Below are 9,195 nucleotides of genomic sequence, written 5' to 3'. Positions count from 1 at the left end.
CTTGCCTGACGGTGTCTGGAGTGATCTACAGGTGGCGACATTTCTTTACCGGATCGGACGGTGGGCCTTCCGGCGGCGCCGGCTCGTGGGCGGTCTGTGGCTGGGCGCCCTGCTGCTGGCCCTGGCCGCCGCCGCCATGGCCCCGGCCGGGGAGGAAGAGGACCTCTCCATGCCCGGCACCGAATCGCAGAAGGCGTTCGACCTGCTGGACGAGCGCTTCCCCGAGAGCAACTCCCAGGGCGCCGAGGCCCGCTTGGTGTTCCGGGCCCCGGACGGGCAGCGGGTGACGGCCAGGGAGAACAAGGCGGCCGTCCAGGACACGCTCGGCTCGCTGGACGGGGGCGATCAGGTCGCGTCGACCACCGACCCCTACGAGAGCGGCGCGGTCAGCGAGGACGGCACCATCGCCTACTCCACGATCACCTACACCGAGGGCGCCGTCGACCTGACCGAGTCGACGAAGAGCGCCCTCGAGGACGCCGCGAACCAGGCCCGGGACGCCGGGCTGACCGTCGAGATCGGCGGCTCGGCCCTCGACGCGGAAGAGGAGCCGGGCGGTACGACGGAACTCATCGGCGTGGCGGTGGCGGCCGTGGTGCTGGTCCTCGCCCTCGGGTCGCTGGTCGCGGCCGGACTGTCGCTGCTGACCGCCCTCTTGGGCGTGGCCATCGCCTTCGGCCTGGTCTCCGCGCTGGCCGTACCGCTGGGCCTGACGTCCACCGTCGCCATCCTGGCGCTGATGCTGGGGCTGGCGGTCGGCATCGACTACGCACTCTTCATCACCTCCCGCTTCCGCGACGAGTGCGCCCAGGGCAGCGAGCCGGAGGAGGCCGCCGGCCGGGCGGTGGGCACGGCCGGATCCGCCGTCGTCTTCGCCGGCGCGACCGTCTTCATCGCCCTGGTCGGGCTGGGGGTCGTCGGAATCCCCGAACTCACCAAGATGGGCATGGGCGGCGCGGGCGCCGTGGCCCTTGCCGTACTCGTCGCACTGACCCTGGTCCCCGCGCTGTTCGGCCTCTTCGGCCGGCGGATCCTGCCCCGCGCCCACCGCAAGGCATCCTCGGATCGCCGGTCGGGAGGCGAGGGCCCGCACCCGGTGCCCACCGCGGCCGGCCGGCCCGGGCTCAGTACCCGCTGGGCGCGGTTCGTGCTGCGCCGTCCGGTGGCCGTGCTGATGATCGCCGGACTCGGTCTCGGCGCCGTCGCCCTACCGGCGCTGAGCCTCGAACTCGGGCTGCCCGGAGACGAGTCCAAGTCGGTCGAGACCACCCAGCGCCGTGCCTACGACCTGCTGTCGGAAGGCTTCGGCCCCGGCTTCAACGGCCCGTTGACCGTGGTCGTGGACACATCAGCGTCCTCGGGGGACGCGGACACCCGGTCCACCACGAACCAGGTCGTCAAGACCGTACGGGGAGTGGACGGGGTCGCCTCGGTCGGTGATCCGGTTCTCAGCCGGACCAAGGACACGGCCATCCTCACCGCCGTCCCCCGGACCGCGCCGAACAGCGGCGAGACCAAGGACCTGGTGCACGCGATCCGGGGCGCGGTCTCCGGCGTCGAGGCCGACACGGGCGCCACCATCCTGGTGACCGGCACCACCGCGATGAACATCGACATCTCCGAAGCCATGTCCGACGCCCTCATCCCCTACCTGACCGTGGTCATCGGCCTGGCGGTGCTCCTGCTGCTGGTGGTCTTCCGCTCGGTCCTGGTCCCGGTCAAGGCCGCGCTCGGCTTCCTGCTGTCGGTGGGTGCCGCCTTCGGCGTCCTCGTCGCCGTCTTCCAGTGGGGCTGGGCGGCGGACCTGCTCGGCATCGAGCAGACCGGACCGGTCATGTCGCTGATGCCGATTCTCATCATTGGCATAGTGTTCGGCCTCGCCATGGATTACGAGGTCTTCCTCCTCACCCGGATGCGGGAGGCCTACGTCCACGGCGCGTCCCCCGGCGAGGCGATCGTGGGCGGTTTCCGGCACAGCGGACGGGTGGTGGCCGCGGCGGCGATCATCATGATCAGCGTGTTCGCCGGATTCGTCGGGATGAGCAGCCCGACCATCCAGACGATGGGCGTCGGCCTGGCCGCCGCCGTCCTCTTCGACGCCTTCGTGGTCCGGATGGCGATCGTGCCCGCGGTCCTGGCACTGCTCGGCCACCGGGCCTGGTGGCTGCCCCGTATCCTCGACCGTGTGCTGCCGAATGTGGATATCGAGGGTGAGGCACTGACCAGGCGTGTCCCGGCCTCCGCGACCGTGCCGGACACAGCGGTTCCGCCGCTCCCCGTCGGCCGGCACCAGGGCTGAGCCGGTCATGACGAACACAGGTGGCGGTGGCCCGCGACCACGCGGCACGTGGTGGCGGGAGGGAGCGATCACCGCGACGGCGTTCGCGCTCTGTCTGCTCGGCGGCGCGCTCCAGGAAGACGGCCGCACGCTGTCACTGCCGCCCGCCGCCGCCTACTTCATCGCCGTGGTGTCCTGTGCCGTGCTGCCGGTGCGGCACCGGGCGCCCCTGGCCGCCATGGCGGCCACCACCGCGAGCGGTGTGCTGGTGCCGTTCCTGGACCTCCTGCTGAGCCCGCTCATCGTGGCCCCCGCCGTGATCACCGCCTACTCGCTCACCGCGCGTACCGAACGGCACGCGACGAGCGCGGTGTCGCTCACCTCCGTGGCGCTGCTGGTCGCCTCCATCCCCCTGTTCGGGGCCCTCTCGTGGAAGGACGCGAGCAGGGTGGGGGCGGTGGCGGCGTTCCCGCTGGTGGCCGCCTTACTCGGGCACGCGGTGCAGAACCGGCGGGCCTATCTGGCGGCCGTGGAGGAGCGGGCCCAGCGGGCCGAGGAGAGCCGGGAGAGCGAGGCGCTCCGGAGAGTGGCCGAGGAACGGGTGCGCATCGCCCGGGAACTGCACGACCTCGTGGCCCATCAGATCACCCTGGCCAACGCGCAGGCCTCGGTCGCCGCCCACCTCTTCGACGCCCGCCCGGAGCAGACCCGCAAGAGCCTGACGGAGCTTGTCGAGACCACCGGCCACGCACTCGACGAACTGCGGGCCACGGTCGGTCTGTTGCGTCAGTCCGGGGACGCGGCCACGCCCGGCGATCCGGCGCCCGGGCTGTCCCGGCTTCCCACACTCCTCGAGTCCTTCCGCCGCGCGGGTCTGGAGGTGTCGGTGCACCAGGAGGGCACGGCCAGGCCGCTGTCGCCGGGAGTGGACCTCACCGCCTACCGCATCGTCCAGGAGGCCCTGACCAACGTGACCAAGCACGCCGGTACCGGTAGCGCCCGGGTGGGCCTCGCCTGGAACCGCGACCGCGTGACCATCACCGTCGCCGACGACGGAAGGGGCGGCCGTACGGGACCGAGCGCGTCCACGGGACGGAGTGCGCCCACGATGCCGGAGCGTCCGCCCGGTTACGGTCTGATCGGGATGCGGGAGCGCGCCACCGCGGTCGGGGGACACCTCTCCGCGGGCAGGCGCCCGGAGGGCGGCTTCCTCGTCTCCACCGAGCTGCCCCTCCCGCCCGCCAAGGACACGACGCGGAGAACGGACGGAGTGACCACCATCGAGGGACGGATGGCCGACCAAGCGACAGACGACGGACGGACAGACGACGTACGGACGGGCGGCGGAGAGGCCGGGGATGCGCCGTGACGCTCCGGGTGCTGCTCGCCGACGATCAGGCCCTGCTGCGCGGGGCCTTCCGGTTGCTTCTCGACTCCGCCGACGACATCACCGTGGTCGGCGAGGCCGCCGACGGCAGGGAGGCGGTGCGACTCACCCGGCAACTGCGGCCGGACGTGGTGCTCATGGACATCCGCATGCCCGAGGTGGACGGTCTCGCCGCCACAACGGAGATCTGCGCGGACCCGGAACTGCGTGCCAGCCGCATCCTGATCCTCACCACGTACGAGACCGACGAGTATGTCGCGCAGGCGCTGCGCGCGGGGGCCGGCGGCTTCATCGGCAAGGGCATCGGGGCCGAGGACCTGCTGGCCGCCGTGCGTACGATCGCCGACGGCGACACGCTGCTGTCCCCCGCCGCGACCCGCTCCCTGGTCGCCCGTTTCCTGGCCACACCGGCCGACGCCCCGCCCCGCCATGCCGAACGGCTCGCCGTGCTCACCCCGCGCGAACGCGAGATGGTGGCCCTGGTCGCGACCGGTCTGTCCAACCAGGAGATCGCCGAGCAGATGTTCCTCAGCCCCTTCACGGTCCGCGCCCATGTGCAGCGCGCCATGACGAAGCTGGAGGCCCGCGACCGGGCGCAACTCGTCGTCATCGCCTACCGGACGGGCCTGGCCCACGCCGCCCCCGACGGCGGCGGGGCCGACCCCCTGTCGTAGTCCGAGGTCACGGCATCGTGGCGAATGCGGGCAGCGTAAGGGCCGAGTGGGCCGGTCGGGCCGGCGCGGAGGGCAGGGTGACGAGGCCCCGCAGCCTGGTGTTGCGCTGCTCCAGCGCCTGCGCGGTGGTGGGGAAGAGCGTGGCCCCACCCTTGTCGACCAGTGCCTGATTCATGGCGACGAAGTCGCGAACGTCGCGTTCGTAGGCGGCGAACGCCGCAGTGTGGTCCCGGTGCGTGGCCAGGGCGTTGGCCAGCATGTAGGCGCCGACCAGCGCGAGGCTCGAGCCTTGTCCGGTAAGGAACGAGGGTGCGTACGCGGCGTCGCCGACGAGCGCGACGCGACCGCTGGACCAGTGGGGCATGCGGATCTGACCGGCCGTGTCGAAGAACAGGTCATCCGCCTCGCGCAGGGCTTTGACCATGCCAGGGACCTGCCATCCCGCGCCCGCGAAGACCGTGGCGACCAGGTCCCGCTGGGCGTCGGGGTTCCGGAGGACATCGAGCGGCGGCTCCGGCTGGTGAAAGTTCAGGAAGGCGTGCAGCTCGTCGTTGTCCCCGACGGCGTAGAGGGCCGCGGCCCTCCCCGGGGTGTTCCACATCATGACCTCGCGGGAGAGCCCGAAGGTGTTCGGCATGGTGAAGATGGCGAAGCAGTAGCCGAGGTAGTGGTGGAACTGTTCCTCGGGGCCGAACAGGGACTCCCGGGTCTGTGAATGCATCCCGTCGGCGCCGACCACCAGGTCGAACGTGCGCCGTTGCCCACTGTGGAACGTCACGTCGACCCCTTGTCCGGACTGGTCGAGGGTGTCGATGGAGTCGCCGAACAGGAATTCCACATCGTCGCGGACCTTTCCGTACAGGCTCGCCGCCAGATCCCCACGACGCACTTCGAGGTCCTGTCCCTCGACACCGCCGGCAACGGCGCTCGGGTTGAGCGAGGCCACTTCGCTGCCATCGGCGTCGAGGAACGTGCAGCGGCGCGAGTCGATGTGCGCGTCCCGCAGTCGCGGCAGTATGCCCATCCGCCGGACCACCTCTATCGCGGTACCGCGGATGTCGATCGGGTAACCACCGGCGCGCAGTGCGCCTGCCTTCTCCACCACGGTGACCGCGCATCCGGACCGGTGCAGCCAGTACGCCAGCGCGGGTCCGGAGATACTGGCCCCGGAGATCAGAACCGTGCGCTTCGCGGTGGTACGCACGTCCATCGACAGACCGGTAGATGTCATGCCTGGGCTCCATTCTGCGTGTTACGGATCTTCGTGATACGGACAATGAGCAGTGCCAACGCGGCGACGAGACCGGCGGTGACGAAACCTGTGACGAAGGCCGATTCGGTCGGCAGGCCCGTCTTCGAGTCGGCCCCGGAGTCGAGGATCGCGCCGCCGACCTGAGAGCCCAGGGCGACGCCGATCACGCGTGTCACCACGAGCAGGCTGGTGGCGATGCCGGTGTCCCCGGTGTCGACGGCGGCGGCGGCGCGGGTGAGCAACGCCGTACTGGCGACGCCCGCGGCGATCGCGGCCAGCGCCTTCGCGACGACGAGCTGCCATGCCGCGGCGTGCAGCGACGCCAGAGCGATCGTCGTGGCCGCCGTGACGACGGCACCCCCGGCGAGCACGGCACGCAGACCGAAACGCCGCGCCACGACCCCGCCCACCGAATCGCTCACCGCCCCGGCGATGGCGCCGGGCAGCAGGAGCAGTCCGATGTCGGTGGTGCTGAGCCCGAAGCCGTATCCGCCGGCCGGTATCGCGAACATCTGCGGCAGCAGAAAGGCCACCATCCCGAAGCTGGTGGTGACGACCAAGGTGAGCACGGACGAATGCCACATCGCGGGCTTGGCCAGCATGCGCAGATCGACCATCGGCGAGGCCGCCCGGCGCTCGACGGTGACCCACGCGGTCGCGAGGGCGGCCACGAGAAGGATGAGGGCAACGACCGCGAGGGGCGGCAGACCATCGCCCATCACCCTGACGAGCCCGATCATGAACACGAGCAACGTGCCGCTCAGCAGCGCCACGCCCGGCCAGTCGATCCTGTCGTCCGACGCGATCGGCGGATCATGCGGCATCAGCCGCATCAGGACCAACGTCGTCGCGATGATCACGATCGTCGGCAGCGCGAACATCCAATGCCAGGACAGCTCTTCCGAGAGCGGCCCGGCGATCAGCGTTCCCACCATGCCGCCGCCCGTGAACAGCGCCATGACCAGCCCGATCGCCACCTGTGACGCCCGTGCGGGGAGGTTTTTGCGCACCAGGATGAAGGAGAGGGGCAGCGCGCCCACCATGACGCCCTGCAATATCTGACCGAGCAACAACACCGGCAGGTCCGGCGCCAGGCTCGCCAGCAGACCACCGGCCGAGACCACGGCCATCAGCCAGACCAGCACCCGCTTTCCGCCGAAGCGGTCGCCGAGTTTGCCCGCGACGGGTGTGATGACCGCGCCGGTGATGAGCAGGGTGTTGCCGATCAACGCCCCTTCGGATGGGCTGACCCCCAGCTCACGCTGCAACTGCGGGAGCGCGGGCTCCACCACGGACTGCAGAGTGCCGAGGGCGAGCGCCAGGATGCCGAGGGCACCGATCGACAGCCTCCCGATGCGGACCGGGGAAGCTACAGCTAGGGACATGGACGTCCTTCCAGACACCGTCAGGCAAGGGGAATGCGCGAGAACCACGCGCTTCCAACCCTTCCTTCCGGCGCCCGGCCGGGCATCGTCTCCCGCCGCCGTCTTCCCCTGGTGCACCCGGACCAGCCGCTCAGGTGTCCTGGTGCCTACGCACCACAGGCCGACGTGGGTCGCGGCGGACCAACCACCCTGGGAGCGAACCGAGCCGTTCACTGATAAAGCAGCTGCGGTGGGGGACGGACCTTGGCACGCTGAGCGGATGGACCGTCAACGGAGATCCCAGCTCGCGCACGCCGACCACCCGATCGCCGCCCCGCTCGCCGACGAGTCGGTGGCCCGACTGCTCGACCGGGCGGTGGCGGACGAGGCCGACCGCGCCCTCGACCTCGGCTGTGGAGGCGGCGCCTGGCTGCGGCGGCTTCTGGTCCGCTATCCGTGGATGCACGCCGAGGGGGTGGACATCCACACCGCGGCCCTGGAACAGGCACGCGAGGGCGCGGAGGAAGCCGGCGTCGCGGACCGGCTGGTCCTCCACGAGATGGACGCCTCCGTGTTCGCCTCGGCGCACCGCTTCGACCTGGTGCTGAGCGTCGGCGCCGCGCACGCCTTCGGCGGGCTGCTGCCCACCCTCGCGGCGGCGCGTGAACTCCTCGCCCCGGGCGGCCATGTCGTCATGGGCGACGGCTTCTGGGAGCGCGAACCCGACGCCGCCGCCCTCTCGGCCCTGGGCGCCACCTGGGACGACTACGCCGATCTCGCCACCACCGTGGACCGCGTCACCGCCGACGGCTGGACACCTGTCTACGGCCACGTCAGCACGGCGGGGGAGTGGGACGACTACGAGTGGTCATGGACCGGCTCACTGTCCCGCTGGGCCCTGGACCACCGCGACGAACCCGACGCCCTGGACACGTACAAGGCCGCCGCCGAACACCGCACGGGCTGGCTGCACGGCTACCGCGGCACCCTCGGCTTCGTCACCCTCGTACTGCGGCGGAGCCCCTGATCCCCACGGTGACGTTGCCCTAGGCGGCTTCGTGGGCGGTGAGGGTCACGTGTGCGTCGGCCTCGTCGATGGCGATGTTCAGTGACGCGTTCAGCCCCTTGGCCAGCTTCGCGAGGAAAGGCAGCGTGGGCACGGAGTCGGACCCCTCGATCCGGGAGATCTTGGCCTGGGTCAGCCCGGACCGGGCGGCCAGTTCGGTCTGGGACAGGCCCAGCTCCGTGCGGCGGTCGTAGACGACTTTGGCCAGCGCCATGGACAGACGGTGCTCCTGGCGCTCCTGCTCGATCTCGGCGGACTCCTGGTACCCCTCCGCGAGCTTACGTTCGCCCGCCCGCTTCCAGCGGCTGTGCTCCATCACTGGTCTTCTTCAGGGCGGCGGAACGGCTACCGGGGGTACCGCGGGTACCTATTCTCGCGCTGCGGGCCTCCCCACGGTGACGTCCACGACGAATGGTTCGACCAGCGCCCCGTCCGGGAACCGCGCGAGCAGCTCCGCCCGTTCCGCGCTCAGCACCGCGTCCGCCTCGGCGGCGCTCATCACGGCGAGGTAGGAGTGGCTGCCGAGGGTGCGCAGCCGGTCCTCCACGGTGATCGTCCGTGACCAGCGGACGGTGCCCGACAGCGTATCGAGCCCGAACGGCGTGAGCAGCCCGGCGGCCGTGGCGGGGAAGCCGGGCGGGCGGTAGGCGGGGCAGCGCTCGGCCAGTCGGGCCTCCTGCCGCGCCAGCCACGGGACGTCGGTGTCCGGGACGTTCCACCACAGCGCGAGGGCGCCACCGGGCCGGAGCACCCGGACGGCCTCGGGGACCGAGCGCGCCGGGTCGGTCCAGTGCCAGGACTGGGCGTAGGTGACGAGATCGGCGACGCCGTCCGCGAACGGGAGCGCGTTGCCGTCGCCCCGCACCAGCGGGGTCCGTGGCAGGGCGCTCCGCAGCTCGGCCGCCATGCCCGCGCCCGGTTCCACGGCCACGACGCGCGCCCCGCGCTCGGTCAGCAGCCGGGTGGCGATGCCCGTGCCCGCGCCCACGTCCAGCACATCGGCCCCGTCGAGCGGCCTCCCCGCGAACTCCTCCACCATCGCGAACAGTTCCGGCGGATAGCCGGGCCGGACGGCCGCGTACTGGGCGGCGATGGCGTTGAACGACGTGGCGAGTGAGGAGCGGGATGAGGGCGGCATGGGCCCATGGTGACGGCACCCAAGGTGCGTTGTCAG

The 9,195-nt window shown here is 71.3% G+C and carries 8 protein-coding genes; 4 read left to right on the top strand and 4 right to left on the bottom strand.

Annotated features, from left to right (window positions below):
* Positions 1-31 precede the first annotated feature (31 nt).
* Genes CGL27_RS12620 through CGL27_RS12610 form a run of 3 tightly spaced genes read left to right on the top strand, consistent with a single transcriptional unit; the run spans position 32 to position 4,339 of the window.
* Positions 32-2,299: an MMPL family transporter gene (locus CGL27_RS12620; RefSeq protein WP_119986651.1), complete on the top strand. Its 2,268-nt coding sequence runs from the start codon at positions 32-34 to the stop codon at positions 2,297-2,299.
* A 7-nt stretch (positions 2,300-2,306) separates the two neighbouring features.
* Positions 2,307-3,647, top strand: a complete 1,341-nt coding sequence (locus tag CGL27_RS12615) for a sensor histidine kinase (protein ID WP_119986649.1) — start codon at positions 2,307-2,309, stop codon at positions 3,645-3,647.
* On the top strand, positions 3,644-4,339 hold the full coding sequence (locus CGL27_RS12610; RefSeq protein WP_119986647.1) for a response regulator transcription factor: 696 nt from the start codon (positions 3,644-3,646) through the stop codon (positions 4,337-4,339). The genes CGL27_RS12615 and CGL27_RS12610 overlap by 4 nt, the downstream gene beginning before the upstream one ends.
* A 7-nt stretch (positions 4,340-4,346) precedes the next feature.
* Here CGL27_RS12610 and CGL27_RS12605 read toward each other — a convergent pair whose 3' ends face one another.
* Together CGL27_RS12605 and CGL27_RS12600 are read right to left on the bottom strand one after the other, a co-directional pair.
* Entirely contained in the window at positions 4,347-5,570 is a 1,224-nt protein-coding gene (locus CGL27_RS12605) for an FAD-dependent monooxygenase (RefSeq protein WP_119986645.1), read from the bottom strand.
* Positions 5,567-6,976: an MFS transporter gene (locus tag CGL27_RS12600; RefSeq protein WP_119986643.1), complete on the bottom strand. Its 1,410-nt coding sequence runs from the start codon at positions 6,974-6,976 to the stop codon at positions 5,567-5,569. The genes CGL27_RS12605 and CGL27_RS12600 overlap by 4 nt, the downstream gene beginning before the upstream one ends.
* A gap of 259 nt (positions 6,977-7,235) precedes the next feature.
* Here CGL27_RS12600 and CGL27_RS12595 point away from each other — a divergent pair, with 259 nt between their 5' ends.
* A complete protein-coding gene (locus tag CGL27_RS12595) occupies positions 7,236-7,982 on the top strand; it encodes a class I SAM-dependent methyltransferase (RefSeq protein WP_119986641.1) in 747 nt (248 codons plus the stop codon).
* A gap of 19 nt (positions 7,983-8,001) precedes the next feature.
* On the opposite strand, the gene CGL27_RS12590 is transcribed toward CGL27_RS12595, so the two are convergent.
* Complete coding sequence (locus CGL27_RS12590; RefSeq protein ID WP_119986639.1) at positions 8,002-8,337, bottom strand: helix-turn-helix transcriptional regulator; 336 nt, start codon at positions 8,335-8,337, stop codon at positions 8,002-8,004.
* Between the two features lie 51 nt (positions 8,338-8,388).
* Positions 8,389-9,159, bottom strand: a complete 771-nt coding sequence (locus tag CGL27_RS12585) for a class I SAM-dependent methyltransferase (protein WP_119986638.1) — start codon at positions 9,157-9,159, stop codon at positions 8,389-8,391.
* Positions 9,160-9,195 lie beyond the last annotated feature (36 nt).

Origin of the sequence: Streptomyces sp. 11-1-2, assembly GCF_003595545.1 — a bacterium.
In the GTDB taxonomy this organism is placed as follows: Bacteria; Actinomycetota; Actinomycetes; order Streptomycetales; family Streptomycetaceae; genus Streptomyces; species Streptomyces hygroscopicus_B.
This window is presented reverse-complemented; position numbering and strand designations above follow the sequence as displayed.

What these genes read in the sequence shown, in the direction of transcription:
- CGL27_RS12595 (WP_119986641.1), top strand. Translation starts at nt 7,236, where the DNA reads ATGGACCGTCAACGGAGATCCCAGCTCGCGCACGCCGACCACCCGATC.
- CGL27_RS12605 (WP_119986645.1), bottom strand. Translation starts at nt 5,570, where the DNA reads ATGACATCTACCGGTCTGTCGATGGACGTGCGTACCACCGCGAAGCGC.
- CGL27_RS12615 (WP_119986649.1), top strand. Translation starts at nt 2,307, where the DNA reads ATGACGAACACAGGTGGCGGTGGCCCGCGACCACGCGGCACGTGGTGG.
- CGL27_RS12600 (WP_119986643.1), bottom strand. Translation starts at nt 6,976, where the DNA reads ATGTCCCTAGCTGTAGCTTCCCCGGTCCGCATCGGGAGGCTGTCGATC.
- CGL27_RS12590 (WP_119986639.1), bottom strand. Translation starts at nt 8,337, where the DNA reads ATGGAGCACAGCCGCTGGAAGCGGGCGGGCGAACGTAAGCTCGCGGAG.
- CGL27_RS12585 (WP_119986638.1), bottom strand. Translation starts at nt 9,159, where the DNA reads ATGCCGCCCTCATCCCGCTCCTCACTCGCCACGTCGTTCAACGCCATC.